This window comes from Arthrobacter sunyaminii, from assembly GCF_018866305.1.
In the GTDB taxonomy this organism is placed as follows: domain Bacteria; phylum Actinomycetota; class Actinomycetes; order Actinomycetales; family Micrococcaceae; genus Arthrobacter_B; species Arthrobacter_B sunyaminii.
Genome location: NZ_CP076456.1, coordinates 2,050,377 through 2,073,698, shown reverse-complemented (window position 1 = coordinate 2,073,698; position 23,322 = coordinate 2,050,377). Strand labels below are relative to the sequence as shown.

Annotated in this window: 21 protein-coding genes; 13 read left to right on the top strand and 8 right to left on the bottom strand. The window is 64.5% G+C overall.

Translation table 11 applies throughout. The features are described from left to right. Positions 1-78 precede the first annotated feature (78 nt). The 5 genes from KG104_RS09265 to KG104_RS09245 all read left to right on the top strand — a co-directional run bounded on the left by KG104_RS09265 (position 79) and on the right by KG104_RS09245 (position 4,850). Positions 79-1,122 carry a LacI family DNA-binding transcriptional regulator gene (locus KG104_RS09265; RefSeq protein WP_207346824.1) on the top strand — a complete coding sequence of 348 codons (1,044 nt, stop codon included), beginning with the start codon at positions 79-81 and terminating at the stop codon, positions 1,120-1,122. 61 nt (positions 1,123-1,183) lie between these two features. Further along, the gene (locus KG104_RS09260) at positions 1,184-2,332 is read left to right on the top strand and encodes a zinc-dependent alcohol dehydrogenase (RefSeq protein ID WP_207346823.1); all 1,149 of its coding nucleotides are present in this window, start codon (positions 1,184-1,186) and stop codon (positions 2,330-2,332) included. Between the two features lie 14 nt (positions 2,333-2,346). Continuing rightward, on the top strand, positions 2,347-2,934 hold the full coding sequence (locus KG104_RS09255) for a hypothetical protein (protein ID WP_207346822.1): 588 nt from the start codon (positions 2,347-2,349) through the stop codon (positions 2,932-2,934). A 32-nt stretch (positions 2,935-2,966) separates the two neighbouring features. Then, positions 2,967-3,701: an AAA family ATPase gene (locus KG104_RS09250; protein ID WP_207346821.1), complete on the top strand. Its 735-nt coding sequence runs from the start codon at positions 2,967-2,969 to the stop codon at positions 3,699-3,701. An 84-nt stretch (positions 3,702-3,785) separates the two neighbouring features. After that, on the top strand, positions 3,786-4,850 hold the full coding sequence (locus KG104_RS09245) for a tartrate dehydrogenase (protein ID WP_104054830.1): 1,065 nt from the start codon (positions 3,786-3,788) through the stop codon (positions 4,848-4,850). Here the strand turns inward: KG104_RS09245 and KG104_RS09240 are convergent. Further along, a complete protein-coding gene (locus tag KG104_RS09240; protein WP_207346820.1) occupies positions 4,847-5,980 on the bottom strand; it encodes a tartrate dehydrogenase in 1,134 nt (377 codons plus the stop codon). The two genes, KG104_RS09245 and KG104_RS09240, sit on opposite strands and share 4 nt — an antisense overlap. Positions 5,981-6,087: 107 nt before the next feature. On the opposite strand from KG104_RS09240, the gene KG104_RS09235 reads away from it, so the two are divergent. Next, entirely contained in the window at positions 6,088-7,716 is a 1,629-nt protein-coding gene (locus KG104_RS09235) for an SLC13 family permease (protein WP_104161060.1), read from the top strand. A 73-nt stretch (positions 7,717-7,789) separates the two neighbouring features. Next, positions 7,790-8,632: an alpha/beta fold hydrolase gene (locus KG104_RS09230; protein WP_207346819.1), complete on the top strand. Its 843-nt coding sequence runs from the start codon at positions 7,790-7,792 to the stop codon at positions 8,630-8,632. 24 nt (positions 8,633-8,656) lie between these two features. Here KG104_RS09230 and KG104_RS09225 read toward each other — a convergent pair whose 3' ends face one another. Next, positions 8,657-9,472, bottom strand: coding sequence for a lysophospholipid acyltransferase family protein (locus KG104_RS09225; RefSeq protein WP_207346818.1), 816 nt, complete (start codon positions 9,470-9,472; stop codon positions 8,657-8,659). Between the two features lie 138 nt (positions 9,473-9,610). On the opposite strand from KG104_RS09225, the gene KG104_RS09220 reads away from it, so the two are divergent. Beyond that, a complete protein-coding gene (locus KG104_RS09220) occupies positions 9,611-10,555 on the top strand; it encodes an alpha/beta fold hydrolase (RefSeq protein ID WP_207346817.1) in 945 nt (314 codons plus the stop codon). Here KG104_RS09220 and KG104_RS09215 read toward each other — a convergent pair. From KG104_RS09215 to KG104_RS09200, 4 genes are all read right to left on the bottom strand, one after another. Continuing rightward, positions 10,537-11,307 (bottom strand): glycosyltransferase family 2 protein, encoded by a 771-nt coding sequence (locus KG104_RS09215; RefSeq protein ID WP_207346816.1) that lies wholly within the window; start codon positions 11,305-11,307, stop codon positions 10,537-10,539. The genes KG104_RS09220 and KG104_RS09215 overlap by 19 nt on opposite strands. A 90-nt stretch (positions 11,308-11,397) precedes the next feature. Beyond that, positions 11,398-12,771 carry a Na+/H+ antiporter NhaA gene (gene nhaA, locus KG104_RS09210; protein ID WP_207346815.1) on the bottom strand — a complete coding sequence of 458 codons (1,374 nt, stop codon included), beginning with the start codon at positions 12,769-12,771 and terminating at the stop codon, positions 11,398-11,400. Between the two features lie 123 nt (positions 12,772-12,894). After that, entirely contained in the window at positions 12,895-13,917 is a 1,023-nt protein-coding gene (gene ligD / locus KG104_RS09205; protein ID WP_181032283.1) for a non-homologous end-joining DNA ligase, read from the bottom strand. A gap of 96 nt (positions 13,918-14,013) precedes the next feature. Next, entirely contained in the window at positions 14,014-15,237 is a 1,224-nt protein-coding gene (locus KG104_RS09200; protein WP_237688567.1) for an MFS transporter, read from the bottom strand. 270 nt (positions 15,238-15,507) lie between these two features. On the opposite strand from KG104_RS09200, the gene KG104_RS09195 reads away from it, so the two are divergent. After that, positions 15,508-17,226, top strand: a complete 1,719-nt coding sequence (locus KG104_RS09195; RefSeq protein WP_207346814.1) for a glycoside hydrolase family 13 protein — start codon at positions 15,508-15,510, stop codon at positions 17,224-17,226. A 13-nt stretch (positions 17,227-17,239) separates the two neighbouring features. On the opposite strand, the gene KG104_RS09190 is transcribed toward KG104_RS09195, so the two are convergent. Both KG104_RS09190 and KG104_RS09185 read right to left on the bottom strand, forming a co-directional pair. After that, entirely contained in the window at positions 17,240-17,881 is a 642-nt protein-coding gene (locus KG104_RS09190) for a response regulator (RefSeq protein WP_207346813.1), read from the bottom strand. Further along, the gene (locus tag KG104_RS09185; protein WP_207346812.1) at positions 17,878-19,170 is read right to left on the bottom strand and encodes a sensor histidine kinase; all 1,293 of its coding nucleotides are present in this window, start codon (positions 19,168-19,170) and stop codon (positions 17,878-17,880) included. Before KG104_RS09185 ends, KG104_RS09190 begins: the two co-directional genes overlap by 4 nt. Before the next feature lie 180 nt (positions 19,171-19,350). Here KG104_RS09185 and KG104_RS09180 point away from each other — a divergent pair, with 180 nt between their 5' ends. From KG104_RS09180 to KG104_RS09165, 4 genes are all read left to right on the top strand, one after another. After that, complete coding sequence (locus KG104_RS09180; protein ID WP_207346811.1) at positions 19,351-20,439, top strand: ABC transporter permease; 1,089 nt, start codon at positions 19,351-19,353, stop codon at positions 20,437-20,439. A gap of 41 nt (positions 20,440-20,480) precedes the next feature. Then, positions 20,481-21,191 (top strand): ABC transporter ATP-binding protein, encoded by a 711-nt coding sequence (locus KG104_RS09175; RefSeq protein WP_104161052.1) that lies wholly within the window; start codon positions 20,481-20,483, stop codon positions 21,189-21,191. A gap of 79 nt (positions 21,192-21,270) precedes the next feature. Next, entirely contained in the window at positions 21,271-22,182 is a 912-nt protein-coding gene (locus KG104_RS09170; protein WP_207346810.1) for an aldose-1-epimerase, read from the top strand. An 83-nt stretch (positions 22,183-22,265) separates the two neighbouring features. After that, positions 22,266-23,291, top strand: coding sequence for a LacI family DNA-binding transcriptional regulator (locus tag KG104_RS09165; RefSeq protein WP_207346809.1), 1,026 nt, complete (start codon positions 22,266-22,268; stop codon positions 23,289-23,291). Positions 23,292-23,322: the final 31 nt, after the last annotated feature.

Genomic DNA, 23,322 nt, shown 5'->3' with positions numbered 1-23,322 from the left:
TACTCCTGCGCTCTTGACACGTATGAGGACTTTCAATCAGTCTTCTGACGTCGAAAACTTTCGCAAAGGAGCGCCACCGTGAACCGGGTCCATGCCGAGAAACCCACACTGGCCCAGGTGGCCGAACTGGCCGGAGTCTCCGTTCCGACCGTTTCCAAGGTCATTTACGGCCGTGATGACGTAGCCGGGCCCACCCGGGAACGGGTGCAGGCAGCGCTGGGCAGGCTGGGCTATGAGTCGCCCGTCCAACGCCGGCTGCGCAGCAGTGCCCCGGGCCTGGTGGACCTGGTCTTTGACGGGCTCAATACTTCCTACTCGCTGGCCGTCCTGACGGGCATCACCAGCGCAGCTTCAACCGAGAACGTCGAGGTGGTTCTCAGCACGGTCACCCCGGGGAAACTCAAAAGTACCGACCACCGTCAGTGGTCCTCCCGAATGGCTGACTCGGGGCGCCGCGGACTTATTCTCGTAACGTCCGAGGTCACCACTGGCCAGCTGGATGCCTTTGCAAGGCGCAACATTCCCGTGGTGGTGATAGATCCCCTGAATCCCCCGCCGTCCGGATTCGTCAGCATCGGAGCTACCAACTGGGCGGGAGGAAAAGCGGCCGCCGAACACCTGATTGAACTTGGACACCGGCGCATCGCCTATGTGGGCGGCCCCGACGCTGCCGAGTGCAGCGTTGCCCGGCTGCACGGTTATTTGGCCGCACTGCGAGCGCACGGGGTCGATGTCCCGGACGAGTACATTGTCAGCGGCACCTTCAACCGCGAATCCGGTGTCAGCGGTGCCGCCCAACTGCTGTCGCTTCCCGAACCGCCCACCGCCATTTTTGCCGCCAGCGACCTTACAGCCCTGGGTGTGCTGGATGAGGCGCGCCGCCGCGGCATCCGGGTTCCGGAGGAGCTCAGCCTGGTGGGGTTTGACGGAACCGACCTCACCGAGCAGTCCGTTCCGCGGCTGACATCAGTGAGCCAGCCGCTGCAGGAGATGGGACGATCTGCGCTGCGCAGCGTCCTGCGCCTGGCCAACGGCGAAGAGCTGGAATCATCCCACGTTGAACTTGCCACCTCACTGGTGGTGCGGGATTCCACCGCTCCCCCGGCCCGGAGCAACCCTTGACGGCTGTGAGCGCCGGCAGGCAGGGTGGGGAATCCATCAGCAAGCTTGCGAAGGGGAAACGATGCGCTCCATGGTGTACCGCGGGCCGTACAAGGTCCGTGTCGAAGAAAAGGACATTCCTGCCATTGAGCACCCGAACGATGCCATTGTCCGGGTAACGGCCGCGGCCATTTGCGGGTCCGACCTGCACCTTTACCACGGGATGATGCCCGATACCCGGGTGGGAACCACGTTTGGGCACGAGTTTGTGGGGGTAGTTCATGCCGTTGGCCCCTCCGTGCGGAACCTGAGCGTGGGTGACCGCGTCATGGTCCCGTTCAACATCTACTGTGGCACCTGCTATTTCTGTTCGCGGGGCCTGTACTCCAACTGCCACAACGTGAATCCCAACGCGACGGCGGTGGGCGGCATCTACGGTTACTCCCATACCTGCGGCGGGTACGACGGCGGACAGGCCGAGTTTGTCCGTGTTCCGTTTGCCGATGTCGGTCCCAGCATCATTCCGGAGTGGATGGACGAGGAAGACGCAGTACTGCTAACCGATGCCCTGGCCACAGGCTACTTCGGTGCACAGCTGGGCGGGATCGGCGAAGGTGACACCGTCATCGTGTTCGGCGCCGGACCGGTGGGGCTGTTCGCCGCCCAGTCCTCCTGGCTGATGGGAGCCGGCCGCGTCATCGTCGTCGACCACCTCGAGTACCGGCTGGAGAAGGCCCGTTCTTTTGCACACGCCGAAACCTACAACTTTGCCGAGTATGACGACATCGTGGTGGAGATGAAGAAGGCAACGGACTACCTTGGCGCAGACGTGGTGATTGACGCCGCGGGTGCGGAGGCGGACGGAAGTTTCCTGCAGAACGTCACCGCTTCCCAGCTGAAGCTGCAGGGCGGGTCCCCGGTGGCCCTGAACTGGGCCATTGACTCCGTGCGGAAGGCCGGCACCGTGTCAGTCGTGGGAGCCTACGGTCCGATATTCAGTGCCGTCAAGTTCGGAGACGCCCTGAACAAGGGACTCACCCTGAGGATGAACCAGTGTCCGGCCAAGAGGCAGTGGCCGCGCCTGTTTGAGCACATCCGCGACGGTTACCTCAAGCCCAGTGACATCATCACGCACCGCATACCCCTGGAACACATAGCCGAGGGCTACCACATGTTCTCGGCCAAGCTGGATAACTGCATCAAACCGCTCATCATTCCCAGCGCATCCTGAAGGCGAGGAACACCATGTCGGAAACACCAAGCACCCCGTACGTTGGGGGCGTGCCAAAACGGAAGTTCTCCAATGAGGAGCTGCGGGCGCGTATTCCCGGCTGGGGCGCGGACCTGGATCCAGGCGACCGGCCCTCGGTGCCGAAGGAACGCACGGATCTGGTGACCGGTGCGCACTGGGACTTTCCGGAGCGGCAGCCGGAACAACAGCCGAGGGAACGCTCCATCGAACATCAGTTCGTGACTCCCGTGTTCGGGACCGCCGTGCCGCTCAAGGGAGTTTCCGGCGCGATGCGGCGGTATGCCTACCGCTACGGTGAAGCCCGGGCAGCCCACTGGCTCATCCTGATCGCCGCCGACCGCGTGGACGCCGGCGGAAGTCACCTGCGTTCCTTCCTGACGCTGCATCCGGACAACCCGGTTACCGAGTCGGGTGTGCGAAGTGAATTCACTGCCCACGGATTCTCCTCCCGGTTCGGGAGGAAACGGGCGGATTTGAAAGAACAGGCAGTGGTTCCCTTTGTTGCTGCAGGACCCTGGATTCTGGGCGGGGCGGCGGCCTTCGCCGGTCTTCGAGCCCTCGTCCGCGCCGCCAGAAGCTGAGGTTCGGGCGGGACTGATGTCAGACTGGGGGGATGCGAGAATCCCGGGGGCTTGATGATGCGCGGCTGGTCCGAGAAGTACGGGTTCGGCTAGACGCAGACATCCCGAAGGACCGCTGGCCGGCGAACATTCCCGCAGTGGCCGCCGTCGTGGACTCCGGTTTGGAACTGCCCCCGGGGGTAACCTTCCTGGTGGGCGAGAACGGAAGCGGAAAATCCACCCTTGTAGAGGCAGTGGCGGCAGCCTACGGTCTCGGGCCCGAGGGCGGCAGCGTTCATTCGGCCCACTCGACGCACGGAACCGAATCACCGCTGAGCAGCTGGATTTCACTGGTCCGGCAGGCGGGTGCGCCCAAGTGGGGGTTCTTCCTCCGGGCCGAGACCATGCACGGTTTCTACACCTTCCAGGACCAGCTTGAGGGCGGGCACGATTTCCACACCATGAGCCATGGAGAGTCCTTCCTCGCGGTAGCCGAGACCTACTTGGATTCCCCCGGCTTCTACTGCTTGGACGAGCCGGAGGCGGCGCTGTCCTTCAGCTCCACACTGGCCATGATCGGCGTATTGGACGATCTGGCGGCCAATGGCTCCCAGATCCTGTGCGCAACCCACTCCCCCGTGCTGGCTTCCCTGCCGGGAGCCACCATCTATGAAACGGGCGAGCATGGAATTGCCCGGCGGAACTGGGAGGACCTGGACCTGGTTTCGAACTGGAAGTCCTACCTGAACGAGCCACGCCGGTACCTGCGGCATATTCTGGACCGATGACGGAGCACCGGGCAGCTCACGCCTGGACCGCGTTCTGTTCCGGACTTTTGACATTACGGGTATGTTCCCGATGTGATGGGGCTCATGACTGACCGCTACCGCATTGCACTCATTCCCGGCGACGGCATTGGCCACGAGGTGCTGCCGCCTGCCCGCGCGGTGCTCGACGCCGTCGCACGCCGCCACGGCATCGACCTCACCTACGACGAATTCGACTGGTCCTGCCAGCGCTATCTGGAGCAGGGCGCCATGATGCCCGCAGACGGACTGGACCAGATCCGCGGGCACGACTCGATCCTGCTCGGCGCGGTCGGCTGGCCCGGGGTGCCGGACCATGTCAGCCTGTGGGGGCTGCTCATCCCCATCCGCCGCGAGTTCCGGCAGTACGTGAACCTGCGCCCTATCCGGGTCCTGGACGGCGTTCCCAGCCCGCTGCGAAGTGAGCTGACGGACCCCGGCGTCGACTTTGTGGTGGTGCGTGAAAACAGCGAAGGCGAGTACTCGGAGATCGGCGGCCGGCTGAACCGCGGGCTTCCGTCCGAAATGGCCATCCAGGAATCGGTCTTCACCCGCGAGGGTGTCACCCGCATCCTTGATTACGCTTTTGACCTTGCGGGGCAGAGACGGGGTGTACTGACCTCCGCCACCAAATCGAACGGCATCATCCACACCATGCCTTTCTGGGACGAACTCCTGCAGGAACGCGCGGCGGACTACCCCGGGGTGCAGTGGAACCAGGAGCACATTGACGCGCTCGCCGCGAAGGTGGTGCTGAACCCGTCCCGCTTCGACGTGATTGTTGGCTCCAACCTGTTCGGGGACATCCTCAGCGACCTGGCGGCGGCCATTGCCGGCAGCATCGGCATCGCCCCTTCCGCCAACCTCAACCCCGAGCGCGAGTTCCCCTCCATGTTCGAGCCCGTGCACGGCTCCGCCCCTGACATTTACGGTCAGGGCGTGGCCAATCCGCTGGGGGCCATCTGGTCCGCATCCATGATGCTGGACCACCTCGGGCATCCGGAGGCCGGAGCCGAGGTGCTCGAAGCCGTGTTCGGTGTGCTGGCGGATTCGCCGGTGCGGACCAGGGACCTGGGCGGCACCGCCGGCACCGAGGAATTCACCCGCGAAATCCTGGGCCGGATCGGTTAGCCGGAAACCGAACCGGACAGCTCGGTGAGTCGCAGCGCCTCGATGACGGCGTTGGTGACCTCTTCGGTGTCCGAGGATCCGCCGACATCGCGGGTACGGATGCCGGCGGCCGTGACTGCTGCCACCGCGGCCTCCAGCCTCCGGGCCGCGGCGGGCAGGCCCAGATGGTCCAGCATCAGCGCGGCACTCAGGATGGCTCCCACGGGGTTGCAGATCCCGCGTCCCGCAATATCGGGAGCCGATCCGTGCACCGGCTCAAACATGGACGGGAACCTGCGCTCCGGGTTGAGGTTCGCGCTCGCCGCCAGGCCCAGGCTGCCTGCGAGCGCCGAGCCAAGGTCTGAGAGGATGTCGGCGAAGAGGTTGGATGCCACCACCACTGAGAGGTCCTCCGGATGCAGGACAAACTTGGCGCTCATCGCATCCACCAGGACGCTCTCGGTTCCCACGTCCGGATAGTCGGCAGCCACGCGCTTAAAGACATCGTCCCAGAGTACTGAACCGTACTGCTGGGCATTGGACTTGGTGACACTGGAAACCTTGCGCACCGGGCGGGTTCGGGCCAGGTCAAAGGCGAAACGGATGATGCGCTCGCAGCCCTTTTCCGTGAACAGCGCCGTTTGCACGGCCACTTCGTTGCCCGGTCCCCGGCCGGAGAGATTGCGCCCTCCCAAACCGGCGTATTCGCCCTCGCTGTTCTCCCGGACCACCACCCAGTCCAGCGGCATCCGGTCGGCCTTGCGCAGCGGGGACTCGATGCCCGGCAGGAACGTCACCGGGCGCACATTAGCCCACTGGTCAAAGTTCTGCGTGATGTTCAGTCGCAGCCCCCACAGGCTCACATGGTCCGGAACGTTTTCCCACCCCACGGCTCCGAAGTAAATGGCGTCGAAGCCGCGCAGCACATCAAGCCCCTCCGGATCCATCATGCGGCCGTGCGCGGCGTAATACTCGGAGCCCCAGGGGAACTCCCGCCACTCAAAACCGAAGGAGCTTTCCGCGCCCCCGGCCGGATTTCTCCCGGACTGATCAGCCAGGGCATCCAGGACCCGCCGCCCTGCGGCAATCACTTCCTTACCCACTCCGTCGGCCGGAATGGCGGCTATTCGAAAGCATTTTTGTGCCCGCATCATTTGCTCCTTTTGGGTCTTTCTTCAAGAAAGTCCATAACAGGTTCTGGACGCAGCGCAAGGTACTACGCCATAGTGAACGCATTCAACGAGGAAGGACCCCGATTGTGTATACGCAACAGCCGGCTCCAACCGAAGATTCGGGCGCCCCGCAACGCACAGATGTACGCGCAGCGCTTCTGGGCGGGACCACCTTCCGCAGCCTCAGCGAACAGACCCTCTCGCCCCGGGAAGAGAAGTTTGAACGCGTCCGCCAAACCACCGGCCTGTTCCTGGCCCCCGTCGTCGCCGTCGTTTTCGCCCTGCTCCCCCTAAACCTGGATCTACAGCAGCACATGCTCGCCGCAATCCTGCTGGGGGTCATTGTCCTGTGGATCTGCGAGCCCGTACCCATCCCGATCGGCGGGCTCATCGGCGTCGCGGCCATCGTGATCCTGGGCGTGGCCCCGGCCAGTGCCGTCCTGGCTCCGTTCGGATCCACCACCATCTTCACCTTCATCGGCGCCTTCATCCTGGCGCAGGCCATGCTCAAGCACGGCATAGCGCAGCGCCTGGCCTTTGCCGTGCTCTCCGCGCCCGGGGTAGGGAAATCCACCTATCGGGTGGTGATCGCCTTCGGTGTGATTACCTGCCTGCTGTCGGCCTTCGTTTCAAACACCGCCACGGTCGCCATGCTGATGCCCACCGCGCTGGGCGTGCTGGTGGTCATCGCCAAACTGATGCAGGACCGGGGCATCGTCAAAGCTGATTTCGATCCGCTGCGGATGCGCGTCGGTGCCGCCCTGCTCCTGATGCTGGCCTATGGCGCCAGCGTGGGCGGACTGCTCACGCCTGTCGGATCGCCACCGAACCTCATTGGCCGCGGACTGATCGAAGAAGCAACCGGTGTCCGCATTTCCTTCGCCCAGTGGATGGCCATTGCCGCACCCGTGTGCCTGGCGATGTTTGTGGTGCTGTCCCTGGTGATGCTGCTGCTGAACAAGCCGGAAATCCGCCGCTTGGAGGGTGTGGAAGACTATGTGCGCGAGCAGCGCGAGGCCCAGGGAAAAATGACACGCGCGGAGGTCAACACGCTGATAGCCTTCGGCGTGACCGTCACCCTGTGGCTGGCCCCCGCCGTCGCAAGCCTGATCGGTGGCACGGAATCCGAGGCGTACATCTTCCTGGACGACCGCCTGGATGAAGGAATTGTGGCCGTCCTCGGTGCCTCCCTGCTGTTTATCCTGCCCGTGAACTGGAAGCAGCGGCAGGCCACCCTGACCTGGTCCGACGCTGCCAAGATCGATTGGGGCACCATCCTGCTCTTCGGAACCGGCATTATCTTCGGTGCGCTGCTTGCCTCCACCGGCCTTGCCGAGACGATCGGCAAGGGTGCCTCGGAGAACCTGAACATCACCAACATCGTGGCCATCACAGCGTTCTCCGCAATCCTGGCCATCCTGATCTCGGAAACCACGTCCAACACCGCTTCCGCCGCGGTGATCGTGCCGATCGTAATCCCCCTGTGCCAGGCCATCGGCGTCGACCCCTTTGTGCCGGCTCTGGCAGCCACCTTCGCCGCGTCCTTCGGGTTCATGCTGCCGGTGTCCACACCGCAGAATGCCATCGTTTACGGAACCGGCGCCGTACCCATCACGCGGATGATCCGCACCGGACTGTTCTTCGACATTCTTGGAGCCGTCCTCATTATTGCCCTCGTGCCCGTGATGATTGCCGTCGTAGGAATTGGCGGTTAACTCCCGCAGCGCAAAGTCAGGACACTGCAGTCTTCACCAGCCCGAAATGACGTCACCCTCGAAAGGAACAGCCATGCCCCATGTCACTGTAGGGACCGAGAACACCGGAGACATCAACCTCCATTACCAGGACCAGGGGTCCGGCCGGCCGGTGCTGCTGATCCACGGCTATCCGCTGGACGGAGATTCCTGGGAGCGGCAAACCCGTGCCCTGCTGGGCGGAGGCTACCGGGTGATTACTTATGACCGGCGCGGATTCGGACGGTCCAGCCAACCGAACTCCGGCTATGACTACGACACTTTCGCCGATGATCTCTCCACGATCATCAATGAACTGGACCTGCGGGACGTGGTACTGGTGGGCTTCTCCATGGGCACCGGGGAACTCGCCCGCTACGTTGGCCGGCACGGCACTGAGAGAATCGGCGGCCTGGCCTTCCTCGCCTCGCTGGAACCGTTCCTGCTGCAGACCGATGACAATCCAACCGGTGTGCCGGCCGAGGTCTTTGAAGGTATCGCAACGGCCGCCCAGGCAGACCGGTTTGCCTGGTTCAACAGCTTCTTTTCCGACTTCTACAACCTGCCGGAAAACCTGGGCACCCGCATCAGCGAAGAGGCCGTCCGGGGCAGCTGGAACGTGGCCGCGGGAAGCGCGCCGCGGGCGGCATACGCCGTGGTGCCGTCCTGGCTTACGGATTTCCGGGACGACGTCGTGAAGGTCCGGGAATCAGGGCTTCCGGTCCTCATCCTGCACGGCACTGCCGACAACATCCTTCCCATCGACGCAACCGGCCGTCCGTTCTCGGAGGCGCTTCCCGACGCCCGCTACGTGGAGGTTGAGGATGCGCCGCACGGCCTGCTCTGGACCCACGCCGACGAGGTTAACGCCGCCCTGCTGGACTTCCTGGACAGCTGAACAGGAACTGCAGCGGCCGGACGGCTAGCCGGTGATCTTGTACTTCTCGCGGTCCTGTTCATCCAGGATGAGCTGCTCTTCCACGGTCATGGCGCTGCCGCCGCGGCTGACGGGCATCCACCAGGCGCCCGGTTCAGGTTTCACCGGATAGGTGTCGATGCAGTGGTCCATGCCCGCCTGGAGGGTTTTCTGCAGCAGCTCGGTTGCTTCGGGTACCGACGCATCAGGGGCAACCCGCATCATCGGGCTGACATGGATCCGCACCGGGTTCTTCCACACGGATTTCAGGCTAAGTCCGTGTCCGCCGCGGGTGAGCATGCGGTGGCTGCCCCAGACCGAGACGGGGATGATGGGTACGCCGGCTTCGGCTGCCATCCGGACCGCACCCGTCTTGAGCTTACGCACGCTGAAGCTGCGGCTGACGCCGGCTTCGGGGAGCACGGCAAGATATTCGCCGCGGCGCAGGGCCTCGACGGACTCGGTGTAAGCGGCGGCGCCGTTGGACCGGTCCACAATGATGTGCTCACACATCTCACAGACGGCTTTGACGAAGGGTTTACGTGCCGCTTTCTTGGTGACCAGGAAGCGCATGTGTGCCCGGAGCTTTTTCCACACCAGATACTCGGCGAAAACAAAATCCAGATAACCGAAATGAGTGATGGCCACCACCGCGCCTTTGCCGGGTACAGCTGTCCGGGTCAGCCCGTGGATCTCTTCATCACGGGGAAGGTTTTCGAGGCCGGACGGCAGGACGGGTATCCGGAAGACCTTGGTCGAGGCGATCCCGGTCAAAACGATGCTGCGGTAGACGTACTTGTTGGGGGGAAACTTCAACGTCATCTCCTCGTGAATTATCCGGGCAGGACAATGATTCTATCTGCTTCGGGGCCACACTCCCGCACGGAAGTACCGGCGGTCACAGCCGGCTTTTGGCCGTCCTCCCTGCCCCCGGACCATGCTCCGTGGTTACTGTGGCGTATGGCATGGCGAAATCTGGCACGGGTGCGCGGCGGCCGGGATGCTCTCAAAGCACATCCGGTCCTTCTCGACGACGCCCAGCGGCTCGATGCCCAACTGGGAGAGATCAACTGGGCAACGCCCCCGGCAGGATCTGTTGACCGCCCCTTTTCAGCGCCCAGCGGAACACTGGCCATGCGGACCATGGGAGCGCCGGCGGATCCACCCGTGGTCCTGGTGCCCGGAGCAATGGGATCCAAGGAAGACTTTTCCCTCATGATGCCGATACTGGCTGCTGCGGGATACTACGTCATCAGCTTCGACCTGGCCGGGCAATATGAGTCAGCCGGGGCAGGACCGGAGAACTTGACGCCGCCGCAGAGCCACTACGAATATGACCTGTTCGTGAATGACGTCCTAACCGTCCTGGATTCGCTCAGCGGGCCGGCGCATGTGCTGGGCTACTCCTTTGCCGGCATCGTGTCCCAGATTGCCCTCACCCGCCGTCCTGACCTCTTCCGTTCCCTGTGCCTGCTGAGCTGTCCGCCGGTTCCGGGCCAGAGCTTCCGCACCGTGAGCCGGGTGGGCAGGTTTAGCCCCCTGGTCAATGACAAGATGCAGGCCGGACTCATCGTCTGGGGCATCCGCAAGAACTTTGTCGGGGTGCCGGCATCCCGCATGGACTTCATCAGTCACCGCTTTGACTACACGCGGAATGACTCGCTCCGGGACATTGTGGGATTGATGAAGCGGTCACCGGACCTGCGTGCCGCTCTCAAGGCGGCTCCGCAGCCCAAGCTGGTGGCGGTGGGCCGCGCGGATGTGTGGCCGCAATACCTGCATTACTCGTTCGCTGAATCTATTGGCGCCCGCTTTGCCGCCTACGGCGCAGGTCACGGACCCTGTGAGGACGCGCCGCACCAGCTCAGCCGTGACCTTCTGGCGCTCTATGCTTCTGCGGGCTGATCCGGCGGAGCGATTCCGGCACGTCTGCGGGCACGTCTGCGGGCACGACGGCGGGCACGCGGTGATTCGGCGCGGAAATCCAGGTCGAAAGTTTGCCAGGCCATGACAACGCGGCGCTTCAGCCCGCTCCAGCTGTCGAAGGGACGGGCTGAAACTCCCACCCGCAGAGTCGGGTCGTACAGCACGGACATCCAGGGGCGGATCTGGTAACTCAGGTCCAGATCGTCATGGACCCGGCGCAGGTCCCGGTGCACCAGCGGGCGCAGCTGCGCCCACATCGAAGCGGACATGCCAAAGTTGGATCCAAAGAGCGGCGGGTGGCCCAGGAACGCTCCCACGACGTGGATGTAGCCCGCTATGTAAATGTTCTCGCCAATCCAGCGTGTGAGCCGGTTTCCGCCGTAAAAATCTCCCGGTCCGGTCACCGCAGTCATGGGACCCTGGGCAACCAGGATCCTCTCCACGCGCTCAACCCAATCAGGCGGCGGAACCGAGTCGGCATCCAGCCGGGCCAAAAGGTTCCCGGAGGCTGCGTCGAACCCGGCCGCTGTTGCTCCGGCGATTCCGGGAACCGACAGGAACAGGCGCCGAACGCCGGCAGCAGCACAGACGGCGGCCGTGTCATCGGTGCTGCCGTTGTCCACCACCAGCACCTCGTCCGGCCGCCGTGTCTGCCGCTGGAGCGCAGCCAGGCAGGCAGCGAGCATGGGGGCGTCGTTGCGGGACGGGATAACCACAGAGATAGTCGGCATGGTGCTCCGACTGTAGCGGCGTCCGTCCCCGGCGGATATGCCCCTGCCCGTTCTGTGCGTTCGGAGCCGTAATTCTCCTGACGCGGGGCCTCAGCCCTGGCGGCCCTGCTGGTAGACGTCGGGAACGCCGTCGGCATCGGCGTCGACGTTTTCCTCCGCCTCGACGGTGCGGTAGTGCCGGTTGCGCGGCGTCAGCACCAGGGAAGCCAGCAGTGCGGCCACGATCGATGCCGCCAGGATGCCCACCTTGGCGTGGTCGTTGGGGATGGTGCCGTGGCCAAAGCTCAGGTCCGCAACCAGCAGCGAGACCGTGAAGCCGATACCGGCCAACACCGCCACGCCGAAGAGATCGACCCAGTTGAAGGACGCATCCAGCTTGGCGCGGGTGAGCTTGGTGAGCAGCCAGGTGGTTCCCAGGATCCCGATGGGCTTACCCAGCACCAGGCCGGCAATGATGCCCAGCGAGATGGGATCGGTCAGCGAGGACATGAAGCCGTCCCATCCGCCCACGGCGACGCCGGCGGAGAAGAACGCGAAAACCGGTACCGCAAATCCGGCCGAGAGCGGGCGGAAGCGGTGTTCGAAGATCTCCGAGAGGCCGGGGCCTGCCTCAGGACCGCCGCTGGCCTGGCTGCGGATCACGGGTACCGCGAAGCCCAGCAGCACCCCGGCCACCGTGGCGTGGATGCCGGAGGCATGCACCAGAGCCCAGACGACGACGCCGATCGGCAGCAGGATGAACCACGCGGCGGAGGCTTTCAGCCCGAAGAAACGGCGGTACTTTTGCGCCAGGAAGGTATAGAGGGCAAGACCGGCGACGGCGAGGAGCAGCGGCGTGATTTCGAGGTCTTCGGTGTAGAAGACGGCAATGATGGTGATAGCGAGCAGGTCGTCAACCACGGCGAGGGTCAGCAGGAAGATCCGCAGGGCGGACGGCAGGTGGGAGCCGATGATGGCGAGCACGGCAACGGCGAAGGCAATGTCAGTGGCGGTGGGAATGGCCCAGCCGTTCAGGCTTTCGGGGTGACCCCAGTTGATGGCGGCATAGATCGCGGCCGGGACCGCCACACCTCCCACGGCAGCCGCCACCGGCACAATGGCCTTGCTGATGTTCCGCAGGTCGCCCGCGACGAACTCCCGCTTGAGTTCCAGGCCCACGAGGAAGAAGAACACGGCAAGGAGCCCGTCGGCTGCCCAGGCGCCCAGGCTCAGCTGCAGATGCCACGGCTCGTAACCTATTTCAAAGTCACGCAGCGCAAAGTAGCTGTCCGAAAGCGGTGAGTTGGCCCAGACGATGGCGATCAGTGCGGCCGCCACCAGCAGCATGCCGCCGACGGTTTCCTTGCGCAGGATCTCGCCGATGCGGACTTTCTCGCTGTAGCTGCCGCGGCTCAGGACGCCGGGACGGTCAGCGGAGGTCTTGGATCCGGGCGACTGAGGCTCCGGTGAGGTGTTGGACGGCATGGAAGCTCCTTAAAAAGCGGTCGACAATGTTGTTGCCGACCAGACTTCCCGGCGCACCTTCGCTCCACTTTACGGGAAACTAAGCCTTCTTGCGTGCACGGCTAATCCTTCTTGCGTGCACGGCTAGTCCTTTTTGCGTGCACGGCTGGGCTGGACCCGCATCGGTTCACCGGGCATCTTGGGGTAATCCGGCGGGAACGGCATCTCTCCCAGACCGTCGTCCACGTCCCGCTGCCACCACTGCAGCAGCACGTCAATGCTGCCGGGGCTGGAGCCCATGTCTGCCCATGGGTCCCCCACCGTTCGCAGGCGTTCCGGAACTGTGAGGACGGTGAACTTCCGGGGGTCAGCCTTCTCCAGCTCATCCCAGCGGAGCGGAGTGGACACCGGTGCATGCGGCAGCGCCCGCGGGCTGTATGCACCGGCAATGGTGCGGTCCCGGTTGGCCTGGTTGAAATCCACAAAGATCTTCTGGCCGCGCTCTTCCTTCCACCAGGCCGTGGTGACGTGCTCCGGCATGCGGCGTTCAAGCTCACGTGCCGCCGCGATGACTGCGTGCCGGACGTCGAGGAACTCGTGGTCGGCGGTGATCGGGGCATAAACGTGAAGGCCGCGGTTGCCCGACGTCTTGATGAATGCTTCCAGACCGGCTTCGGCCAGGACCGCACGCAGCTCAAACGCGGCGGGAACGGCGTCGTCGAAGTCGGTGCCGGGCTGCGGATCCAGGTCTATGCGCAGCTGGTCCGGATTGTCGGTGTTCTCAGCCCGGGACGGCCAGGGGTGGAACACCACAGTGTTCATTTGCACGGCCCACACGGCAGCCGCAGGCTCGTCGAGCACCAGTTGCGGGTGGGACCGGGCGCTCGGGTAGGTCACGGTGACGGCGCGGATGAAGTCCGGTGCTCCCTTTGGCGGGTTCTTCGAGAAGAACTGTTCGCCGTCGATCCCTTCCGGGAATCTCTGCAGTGACACCGGGCGGTCACCGTTGGCGGTGATGAAGGCGTCACCAACCTCCGCCACATAATGCGCGAGGTCAAGCTTGGTTAGCCCCTGTTCGGCCCACAGCACGCGGTCCGGACTGGAGATGCGCATCTCGCGCTCGCCGTGGGGGCCAGGGACAGTCAGGGTGGTTGCTTTGCCGGCCATGGCCATAACCTACTCGGAAATGCCGGTGCCGTCACGGTTCGGCGCCGGTGGGTACGCGCCGGTTGCCTGCCGGTTGCCTACTGGCGGGGGGGCAGGTCAGGCAGGTACGTCAACCGGCACTTCAGTGCTGCGGCGGTAGCGCTTATGGCCGTGGACAAAGTGGTAGAGCACCGTGGCGGCTAAGATGCACCCGGCCAGCAGCCAGTACATGCCGTGGAACCCGGTGACGGACACCAGCGCACCCAGGGCAAGCGGGCCGAGGCCGACGCCGGCGTCCATCATGATGAAGTAGGTGGAGGTTGCCAGGCCAATGCGGTGCGGCGGCGCCATGGTCACGGCGATGGCCTGGGCGGTGGGAACCAGGGCACCGAAGCCGATGCCCACAAACACTCCTGCCGCTGCCAGCACCAGGCCGTTGGGTGCCCAGGCCAGCATGGCCAGGCCGGCGGCAAAGGAGACGAGCGTTGGATAAATGACGGCGTTGTCCCCGTACTTGTCCTGCAGCCGTCCCATGAACAGCCGTGAAAGCAGCACCACGGCGGCGTACACCAGGAAGAAGGCGCTGGCTGCGCTCACCAAATTCTCCTCCTTGGCATAGGAGTTCAGGAACGTCAGGATGCCGGCGTATGAGGCACCTGCCACAAACATCACGGAGGCAATGGGCAAGGCTGCAGGATCCAGAATGTCCGCAAAGCGAAGATGCCACTTACGCGCCTGTTCCGCCGCCGTCGGCGTGCGTTCGGGCAGCCGAAGCATCAGGGCAACAACCAGGGCCAGGGCTGCGCAGGCGGCGCTGGTCAGGAACAGGAAATCGTAGGTCATGGTGTCCACAATCAGCACGGCCAGGAAGGGGCCGACGGCGGTGGCCAGTGTGGTGGAGATGCCGAAGTATCCGGTGCCTTCTCCGCGGCGGCGGACCGGAATCAGTCCCATGACGGACGCGGAAATGGAAGTGCTGGCCGCACCGAAGGCAGCACCGTGGAACAGTCGGATGGCCAGCAACACGGCCAGGCTGTCCGCCAGCGGATAGAGCAGGGCGGCCGCCGTGAAAACCGCCAGGCCGCCCAGCAGCAGGCGCCTCCGCCCGATGAAGTCCAGGAACTTTCCGCTGAAAACCCGGGCCACGAGAGCCCCGATGACGAAGGAGCCGGAGGCAAAACCGGCGGCGCTGTCCGAGGCGGAGAACTGCTCAACGGCATAAAGCGCCATGGTGGTCATCAACAGGTAGAACACCAGCGAGAGGAAAAAGTTGGTGATGATGGCCAGGACGAACCCCTTGGTCCACAGTCTCTGGCCGGATTCCGAAACGCCGCGCGTCACCGCATACTCCTGTTGTCTTGTCCCGGGGTCATGGTGAGAAGGATATTGTGCCGGGCAGGCCCCTGATGAACCGGCGGAACAACGTTACGCCTCCCGAAAATCGAGAGTGAAACAAAGACCGGTAAGTGTGGCTCTTCTCTCATGCCTGCGGGGGGACCGGCCGCAGGTTTTCTCCGGGCAGCAGACGCCGCAAGACTCCCCTTCCCTGTTCGGTGAGCTGCCGCGGACATAAACTTCTACCCATCCGGCCTGCGAAAGGACCGCCGCCCCATGAGGAACCCGTATCTGCCGGCATGGTGGACCAGCGCCGTCGTCTACCAGATTTACACGCGGAGTTTTTCGGACAGCACGGGGGACGGCATCGGCGATATCACGGGTGTCATTGAGCGTCTGGACTACCTCAGCGAGCTGGGGGTGGACGTCATCTGGCTCTCCCCCATCCACCAGTCTCCCCAGCATGACAACGGTTATGACATCTCCAACTACCGGCGCATCGACCACCTGTACGGCACCGAAGAGGAGTTCGACCATCTGCTGGCCGAAGTGCACCGGCGCGGCATGAAACTGATCATGGACCTGGTGGTGAACCACACCTCCGATGAGCACTCGGCCTTTGTGGTCTCATCGTCATCCCGCAGCAACGTGTCGCGGGACTCCTACTTTTGGCGGGATCCGCGGCGGGGATTCTCTCCCGATAACCCGGGCGCCGAACCGAACAACTGGGGATCCATCTTTGGCGGCAGCGCATGGGAATATGACCCCCGAACGGAGCAGTACTACCTGCACCTGTTCAGTCCCCACCAGCCGGACCTGAACTGGGAAAGCACCCGCGTCCGTACCCGTGTCTACGAAATGATGAACTGGTGGCTGGACCGGGGCATTGACGGGTTCCGCATGGACGCCATCAACTTCATTTCCAAACGGCCCACACTGCCGGACAGCCCGGTGGGAAGCGGCGGGATGTACGCGAACGGGGCTCCTTTCTACGTCTCCGGTCCCCGGGTGCACGAGTTCATCCAGGAGATGATGCGGGCGGTCTTCGATTTCCGGACCAGCGAGTATCTGGTGGTGGGAGAGACCGACGGCGTGACGGTGGAGGAGGCGGTGCTGTTCACCGACTCCCTGCGCGGGGAGCTGGACATGGTCTTCCAGTTCGAGCACATGCGCCTGGATCACGGGCCGGGCGGCAAGTGGGACCACCTGCCCATGAAGCTGCGCGACTTCAAGACGATCGCGAACCGGTGGCAGCGCTCGCTGGCGGACCGCGGCTGGAACAGCCTCTATGTGGGAAACCACGACCAGCCCCGGTCGGTGTCGCGTTTCGGCGATGACGCCGAGTACCGATATGAATCAGCCACCCTGTGGGCAACGGTGATCCATCTGCAGCGCGGCACGCCGTTCATTTACCAGGGCGACGAAATCGGAATGACCAATGCCGGCTTCACGTCACTGGACCAATACCGGGATGTGGAATCGCTCGCCTACTATGACTACGCGGTCGCCAGGGGCATAAACGAGGAACATGTGCTGGACACACTGGGAAAGGTCAGCCGTGACAACGCCCGAACTCCCATGCAGTGGGATGACTCCCCCAATGCGGGTTTTAGTGCAGGCAAACCCTGGATCGACGTCAATCCCAATTACCGGTCCGTTAACGCCGCGGCGGACAGGACCTCCGAAAAGTCAATTTTTCGTTACTATCAGCGGCTGATCCAGCTGCGTCACGAATCCTTGGTGGTATCCCTGGGGGACTTTGAAATGCTGGAACCCAACGACCCGCAGCTTTTTGCCTTCCGGCGCCGCCTGGGCAACGAGGAACTGACCATCATGTGCAACGTCTCCGCCGGTTTGCTTCCCGTGCCCGCCTATCTGGGCGGTCCGGAACTGGTGCTGGGTAACTACAGGGAACCCGGCGACCCCAAGGTGCTGCGGCCGTGGGAAGCCCGAGTGCACCGCCTGACGCGGGTTTCCCCCACTGCCCGGGTCTGAATCCGCTGGGCTCTTAACGCCGGATGACCCGCCGCTTCCGCGCCTCGTTGACGGCAGCCGTACGGTTGTCCACGCCGAGCTTTTCGTAGATGTGCACCAAATGCGTTTTGACCGTGGCCTCGGAAATGAAGAGCTGCCGGGCCATCGCGCGGTTGGCCATTCCATCGGCCAGCAGCTGAAGCAGTTCCAGTTCACGCGGACTCAGCGTAGTTTCCGGACTGCGCAGCTGACCGAGCAGGCGTCCGGCCACCTGGGGAGCAAGCGCCGTCCGCCCCTGCGCAGCTGCTGCGACAGCAGCACGGATTTCTTCCGGAGCCGCGTCCTTCAGCATGTAACCGGCGGCGCCGGCGTCGACGGCGGCAAGAATGTCTGCGTCGCTGTCATACGTGGTGAGAATAAGGACCGGCGGACCGCCCGCTGCCCTGATCCGCCGCGTCGCCTCCGCGCCGTCCAGGCCGGATCCCATCTGCAGATCCATCAGCACCACATCAAACGGCGTACCCAGAGCTTCCTGGCGGGCCACCTCTGCGATGGCGGCAGCTCCGTCAGCCGCTTCTGCCGCTACCTCCAGTCCGTCGAAATCACCGAGCATGGCCCTCAGCCCGGCCCGGACCACCGGGTGGTCATCCACCAGCAGGACGCGGAGGCCGGTCATGCGTTAGCCCCGGGAATCACGGCGGAGTCCGTGGCTGCATCCAGCGGAAGCCGCAACGCCACCACAGTTCCCTCGCCCGGCGCCGACTCCACGCTCAGGGAGCCGTGCAGGTCGGCTATCCGCTCGCGCAGGGAGAGCAGGCCAAAGCCCGAGCCGTCGGCCCGGGGGCCGGTGGGGAGCGCCTCCGGATCAAAGCCCCCGCCGTCGTCGAACACATCCAGCGCCACGGAGTCCGGTGAGTATTCCAGGGTAACCACCGCGTTGGACGCGCCGGCGTGGGCCTCAATATTGGCCAGCAGCGACTGAGCTGCCCGCAGCAGAGTGGCCTCATAAGCGGGATGCAGGGGAACCGGGGTCCCGTCCACCCGGAAGATGCACCGCAGCGACCCGACGCCGGCAGCGGCCCGCCGCGCAGTATCCGCACACAATGCAGCGAGACGCGCGTCGAGGGAACCCCGCTCCAGCGGGGCCTCAGCGAGGCCGCGGACGAACCTCCGGGCCTCGGCGAGGTTCTCCGCGGCGGTGCTCTGGACCAGCCCGATTCGTTCTTTGGCCAGTGCCGGGTCGCCTGCATCAAGGGCGCTTCCGGCCGCACGGGAGAGCAGGACGATGCTGGAAAGACCCTGGGCCAGGGTGTCGTGGATTTCCCGGGCCAATCGTTCGCGCTCCGTCAGTACTCCGGCATAGTGCTGGGACGCGGCCAGCTCGCCGCGCGTGCGGTTCAGCTCCGCGAGCGCAAGGCGCTGGTTGACGCTTTCACGGTGGAGGGATGAATACGCGCTGCCCATGACGACCGCGAACAGTGCACCGATCACCGGACCGAGGAAGGCGGCTGCACTCGGCTGACCGGTGCGCGCCCACTGCGCCAGAATCACGGCGGCAGTGGTGACCAGAACGGCGGCGAGCGCCGGGATGGTCCGCAGCAGCTGAAGGTCCAGGAAGAACAGCGGGAAGGCCAGCCAAGAGAACTCCGGGCTGATGACCAGCAGGCACAGCCACAGCACTGTCACCACAGCGAGCCAGGCTGCGCCGTAGCGGCGGGGATCCGGTCCCCTGCCGGTGGAGGCGTGCCGGCTCTCAATTACGGTGCCTGCGACGTACACAGCGGCCAGCAGCGCACTTCCCGCATAGGCGCACGCGCGAACCGGCCAGGCCTGCGCAGTCATGCTCATCTGAATCACCGCCAGCAGGAGCAGACCGGCAAACGCGGTGTGCAGGGCGATGCGCAGTGCCCGCAGCACCACGTCGCCGGGGGAAGCGCCGTCGGTCCGTGGGTAGGCAGCACTCATATGGTCCAGCCTAGGCTCCCCCGATCCCGGGCACATCAACCGTTTGGTGGAGCGCAGGCTCAGCCCAACAATCGGTGCGGATCGACCGCTCGTCCGATGGAACGGTGCCGGTTTAGCGGGACGGTGGAAGACAAGGACAACAGGCCGGACATACCGGCCGACGATCTGGAAGGAACTGCCGTGTATCTCGCACTTCGTGACATCCGCTTCGCCAAGGGGCGTTTCGCCCTGATGGGAAGCGTGGTGGCGTTGATTTCGCTGCTGTTGGTTTTGCTTTCCGGGCTGACCGCCGGGCTGGGCAACCAAAACACCGGTGCGGTGGCCGGGCTGCAGGACCACGGAATCAACTCCGTTGCCTTTGGCGCTCCCGGCAACACCGAGGCCAAGGCCTCCTACACCGAATCCGTGGTCACTGCCGGGCAACTGCGGGACTGGCGGAACACCGAAGGGGTTCAGGGAGCTGAGCCCCTCGGCATAACCCAGACCCGGGCGGTGGCACAATCCACCGCGAACGTGGCCGTCTTCGGCGTCGAGCCCGGTTCCGCGCTGGCTCCCCAAAGCGTGGACGACGGCGGAGTCATCCTCGGTGCCTCCACCGCGCAGGACCTGGGTGTGGAGGTGGGCGGAACCGTAGCCCTGGGCGGCCGCAGCCTGACCGTAAGTGCCGTCGCCGAAGACTCCTGGTACAGTCACACCCCCGTGGCCTGGGCGTCCCTGGAGACCTGGCAGCAGGTGGCCCACACCGATGATGCGTCCCTGCCGGAAGCCCCCGTTGCCACGGTCATCGTCTCCACCGCCGCGTCCGACGCCGCAGAGGCCGCCAATGCATTGGCCCGGACCGTGTCCACCGACGTTCGCGGTTCCTTCAATGCACTCGGATCCTACCGCTCAGAAAACGGATCACTGCTCCTGATGCAGGCGTTCCTCTACGGCATCTCCGCGCTGGTGATTGTCGCGTTCCTGACCGTCTGGACCGTGCAGCGAACCCGGGACATCGCAGTGCTGAAGGCCCTGGGCGGTTCATCGTCCTATCTGCTCCGGGATGCACTCGCCCAAGCCGCGATCGTACTGGTCAGCGGTGCGCTCCTGGGCGGCCTGGCCGGCGTCGGCATCGGCGCTGTTGCGGCACAGCTGGCCCCGTTCAGCGTCACCGCAGCCACCACGGTCCTGCCCGTTCTGGGAATTGTCCTGCTTGGCCTGGCCGGAGCTGCGCTCGCCGTCCGAAGCGTGACCAAGGTGGACCCGCTCACCGCCCTGGGCGGGAACTAACGATGGCCGCCTCAGCAAACCCCTCTCGAAAGGACTCAACAATGTCTGTTTTCCCTGCCCTGTCACTGACCGGCGTCACCCTGGAATACCCTGACGGCGGGGGAACGCTCAAGGCCCTGGACAATGTCAGCCTGAACGTTCCGGCCGGCGGGATACTCTCCCTGGTGGGACCCTCAGGCTCCGGCAAGTCCTCCCTCCTGGCCGTGGCCGCTACCCTGATCCGTCCCACAGCCGGCCGGGTCGAAGTGGCCGGCGTGGATACTTCAACGCTGGACGACGCCGGCCGCACCACCCTGCGCCGCGGCCGGGTGGGACTGATTTTCCAGCAACCCAATCTGCTGCCCTCGCTGACGGCGGTGGAGCAGCTGATCATCACTGATCGGTTGCGCGGACAACGCACTTCAGCATCCGGACCGCGGGCACTGGACCTGTTGGATCTGGTGGGCCTTACCTCCGCGGCGGACAAGCGCCCGCACCAGCTTTCCGGCGGCCAGCGGCAGCGGGTCAACATCGCCCGTGCCCTCATGGGAAGCCCGGCGCTGATGCTGGTGGATGAGCCTACAGCGGCACTGGACCATGAACGCTCCGAGAGCATCGTGAAGCTGCTGGTTCACCTGACCCGGGAGTTTGGCTTCGGAACGGTCATGGTCACCCATGACATGGACTTTGTGCCGCTGACCGATGCTGTGGCCGGCATGCGCGACGGCCGCCTCAGCTCCGCTGTGATGTCGTCCGCCGCGGCGCAGGAGTAGGGTCTCCACAGGTAAACTCCAAGGTGCGCGGAGAATGCGCTCCTTCGCACCTTCAAACCCCGCCCCGACAGGAATCGCCTTGAATCGTGCAATCAGCCCCAATGGCCGGATCATTTCGCTGGAGGCCGGTGCCTACACGGCTGGAATAGCCACGGTGGGTGCCGGGATCCAGAGCCTGTCCTACGGCGGGCATTCCCTGGTGCTCCCCTTTGATCCCGACAAAGTGCCGCATGCCTATGCCGGAAAGACGCTGGCTCCGTGGCCCAACCGGATTGGCGGCGGCAAGTATGTTTTCCGGGGCCGGACCTACGAGGTCCCCGTCAACGAGGCATCCACAGGCACCGCGCTCCACGGCCTGGTGGTGTGGGACGAGTGGCAGGTCGCCGGGGAGTCCGCCGGTTCAGTGATCCTGACAAATGTGCTGCACGGGCAGCCCGGTTATCCGCACCAGCTGCACCTGTGGGCGGAGTTCTCGCTTGCTGCGGACAGCGGCCTCACCGTGACGATCCAGGCCACCAACGCGGGCCGCACCGCCGCCCCCTACGGAGTCTCCTCACATCCGTACCTTGCCGCGGGAGACAAAGCCGTGGACGAGTGCGAGGTCAGCTTCACGGCAGCACAGGTCCTGATGACCGATGACCGGCTCCTGCCGCTGGAGCTGAAGGAAACCGCGGGGTCGGAGTTTGATTTTTCGCTGCCCCGGCTCCTGGGCGGGATGAGCCTGGACCACGCGTTCACGGGATTGCCCGACGACGGCTGGCAGGTCACCCTGCGCGATCCCGCCACAGGCGCGGCGACGGTTCTCTCAACTCCGGCCGGCCGCGAGGGATCCGTTTGGCTGCAGATTTATTCCGGTGAAGAACTTGGCCGGCGCGGTATGGCTGTTGAGCCGATGACGTGCCCGCCGGACGCGTTCAACACCGGTACGGATCTGATCGTGCTGGAGCCAGGCGACGAACATAGGTTCTCCTATTCGATCAGCGCCGGATAGTTTCACGGCAGCCAGCCACCGCAATTCGCAGCAGCTGATGACAGCCCCCGGCTGATTCCGGCTGTGCCTACTGGAAGAAATCAATGCCTCCGTCACGCCGCGCCCCGTCCCGACCCGTCCCGACCATGGAAGACGTTGCCCGGGTTGCCGGTGTCTCCCACCAGACGGTTTCCCGGGTGCTGAACGATCACCCCAATGTCAGACCGGACACCAAGGAGCGGGTATCGGCTGCCATAGATGAATTGGGTTACCGGCGGAATGCTGCGGCCAGGTCACTTGTCACCCGCTCCTCCAAGGTCATTGGCGTGATCATCACGGAACTGGAGCAGTACGGACCGGCGAGTACTCTGCTCGGCCTGCAGGAGGCGGCTTTCCGGAACGGATACTTCGTCAGCGTGGCAGGGCTTCGTGAGATGACCCGCACCGCCATGGTGGAATCAGTCAACCACCTGCTGAATCAGGCCCCGGACGGCATTGTGGTGGTGGCTCCCGTCCAGGCCGGGGTGGATCTCTTCCGCACCCTGGAACTGAAAATCCCGCTTGAGATTGTAGCCAGCGGTTTGGCGCCCGAGGGCAGCCAGGAGCACGCCGCGCGGATGGCCGTGGCCCACCTGGCCGATCTGGGACATCGCTCGATTGCCCATTTATCCGGACCTGCACAGTGGATGGACGCCCAGCGGCGGGCCGCGGGCTGGCGGGACGAACTGGAGGAACGGGGGCTGGCTGCTGCCACGCCCATAGCCGGCGACTGGGGGGCGGAATCCGGCTACCGGATCGGCCTCGAGTTTGATGCGGCAACCTACACGGCTGTGTTCGTGGCCAATGACCAGATGGCACTGGGCTTCATGCGTGCCCTGCACGAGCGCGGCATCAGCGTACCCGGCGACATCAGCGTGGTGGGTTTCGACGACCAGCCCGAGGCAGCGTACTTTCTGCCGCCGCTGACCACCATCCGCCAGGACTACCGCCGTATGGGCAGCTACTGCATCGATCTGCTGCTTGAGGAAATCGCCGGGTCCGGTGATCCTGGGGTGCAGAACCAGGAGGGTCCCGGCATACCGCTTCCGGAGCTTGTCATCCGGGCCAGTACTGCTCCCCCGCGCCCCTAGGGAGGAATAGGCGCACCGTCACTGCCCTTGA

Coding starts and splice junctions, on each gene's coding strand:
- KG104_RS09250 (WP_207346821.1), top strand. CDS start 2,967: ATGCGAGAATCCCGGGGGCTTGATGATGCGCGGCTGGTCCGAGAAGTA.
- nhaA (WP_207346815.1), bottom strand. CDS start 12,771: ATGCCGTCCAACACCTCACCGGAGCCTCAGTCGCCCGGATCCAAGACC.
- KG104_RS09185 (WP_207346812.1), bottom strand. CDS start 19,170: ATGAGTGCTGCCTACCCACGGACCGACGGCGCTTCCCCCGGCGACGTG.
- KG104_RS09245 (WP_104054830.1), top strand. CDS start 3,786: ATGACTGACCGCTACCGCATTGCACTCATTCCCGGCGACGGCATTGGC.
- KG104_RS09215 (WP_207346816.1), bottom strand. CDS start 11,307: ATGCCGACTATCTCTGTGGTTATCCCGTCCCGCAACGACGCCCCCATG.
- KG104_RS09255 (WP_207346822.1), top strand. CDS start 2,347: ATGTCGGAAACACCAAGCACCCCGTACGTTGGGGGCGTGCCAAAACGG.
- KG104_RS09240 (WP_207346820.1), bottom strand. CDS start 5,980: ATGCGGGCACAAAAATGCTTTCGAATAGCCGCCATTCCGGCCGACGGA.
- KG104_RS09175 (WP_104161052.1), top strand. CDS start 20,481: ATGTCTGTTTTCCCTGCCCTGTCACTGACCGGCGTCACCCTGGAATAC.
- KG104_RS09230 (WP_207346819.1), top strand. CDS start 7,790: ATGCCCCATGTCACTGTAGGGACCGAGAACACCGGAGACATCAACCTC.
- KG104_RS09225 (WP_207346818.1), bottom strand. CDS start 9,472: ATGACGTTGAAGTTTCCCCCCAACAAGTACGTCTACCGCAGCATCGTT.
- KG104_RS09165 (WP_207346809.1), top strand. CDS start 22,266: ATGCCTCCGTCACGCCGCGCCCCGTCCCGACCCGTCCCGACCATGGAA.
- KG104_RS09190 (WP_207346813.1), bottom strand. CDS start 17,881: ATGACCGGCCTCCGCGTCCTGCTGGTGGATGACCACCCGGTGGTCCGG.
- KG104_RS09260 (WP_207346823.1), top strand. CDS start 1,184: ATGCGCTCCATGGTGTACCGCGGGCCGTACAAGGTCCGTGTCGAAGAA.
- KG104_RS09220 (WP_207346817.1), top strand. CDS start 9,611: ATGGCATGGCGAAATCTGGCACGGGTGCGCGGCGGCCGGGATGCTCTC.
- ligD (WP_181032283.1), bottom strand. CDS start 13,917: ATGGCCGGCAAAGCAACCACCCTGACTGTCCCTGGCCCCCACGGCGAG.
- KG104_RS09195 (WP_207346814.1), top strand. CDS start 15,508: ATGAGGAACCCGTATCTGCCGGCATGGTGGACCAGCGCCGTCGTCTAC.